1 protein-coding gene is annotated in these 296 nt (G+C 48.3%); it reads right to left on the bottom strand.

Annotation, left to right across the window (positions count from 1 at the left end):
* On the bottom strand, positions 1–296 hold a 296-nt coding region (locus tag B3182_RS13540; RefSeq protein ID WP_292753102.1), incomplete at both ends, for a DNA gyrase subunit A.

Here is a 296-nt window from a genome sequence, read left to right as displayed (position 1 = left end):
AAATAATATTGTCCTTCCACCAGACCAAATTCAGCGGCCAAATCTTCTGGACGTGAAGCCTGTGCACCCGCAGCGCCAAGCATTTCCAGAATCATTTCGCTGCGCCAACCTTGAGATAACAAGGCTTCTCTGGCTTCAGACGGGCTAGGTGATGCTTTAATCAGCTCAATAACTTCATCGATATTGGCCAGTGCAGTGGCCAGACCTTCCAAAATATGGGCACGATCACGGGCTTTACGCAGTTCATAAATTGAACGACGAGTCACAACTTCGCGACGATGACGAATAAAGGCTTC

Source organism: Methylophaga sp. UBA4204 (genome assembly GCF_002379485.1).
GTDB lineage: Bacteria > Pseudomonadota > Gammaproteobacteria > Nitrosococcales > Methylophagaceae > Methylophaga.
This window is presented reverse-complemented; position numbering and strand designations above follow the sequence as displayed.